This is a genomic window from Parazoarcus communis SWub3 = DSM 12120 (assembly GCF_003226565.1).
Classification (GTDB): Bacteria; Pseudomonadota; Gammaproteobacteria; order Burkholderiales; family Rhodocyclaceae; genus Parazoarcus; species Parazoarcus communis.
Genome location: NZ_QKOE01000126.1, coordinates 1 through 462 on the forward strand (window position 1 = coordinate 1; position 462 = coordinate 462).

2 protein-coding genes are annotated in these 462 nt (G+C 66.7%); one reads left to right on the forward strand and one right to left on the reverse strand.

The annotated features are described in order from the left end of the window. On the forward strand, positions 1-215 hold a 215-nt coding region (locus DNK49_RS24255), incomplete at its 5' end, for an NUDIX hydrolase (protein WP_481345677.1). A gap of 66 nt (positions 216-281) precedes the next feature. Here the strand turns inward: DNK49_RS24255 and DNK49_RS24260 are convergent. Continuing rightward, positions 282-462: hypothetical protein (locus tag DNK49_RS24260; RefSeq protein WP_207807119.1), on the reverse strand; the 181-nt coding region annotated here is incomplete at its 5' end.

The window sequence follows — 462 nt, forward strand, 5'->3', positions numbered from 1 at the left end:
CGCCTTACTGGAAGGGCCGTTGGCGCGGCCAGGCACAGAAATGGTTCGCGCTGGCCTTCATCGGCCGCGACGCCGATATCGACATCCATGCGCACGACAAGGAGTTCGGATCCTGGCGCTGGATCCGCGCCGGCGAGCTCGCCGATCTGATCGTGCCCTTCAAGCGCCCCGTCTACGACGCGGTGTTCGAAGAGTTTGCCGATCTGATTTCATAGCGGACCGCGGGCCTCCCGGCCCGCTCATGAGCGGGCCGGGAGGCCCGCGGTCCAATGAAGAAAAGCCTAAGCCCCCTCTGCGGCGAGCTTGGCGGAGCGGCGGCGCAGGAACCACAGACCGGCGCGGGTCATCCAATCGTTCAGCCGACCTTGCGGTTCGAGACCGATCGCCTTCAGCACCATCGCCATGGCGCGCTGCACGTGGCTCTGGCGGTAGAGCGGATAGGCGCGCCGCACATAGGCCTGC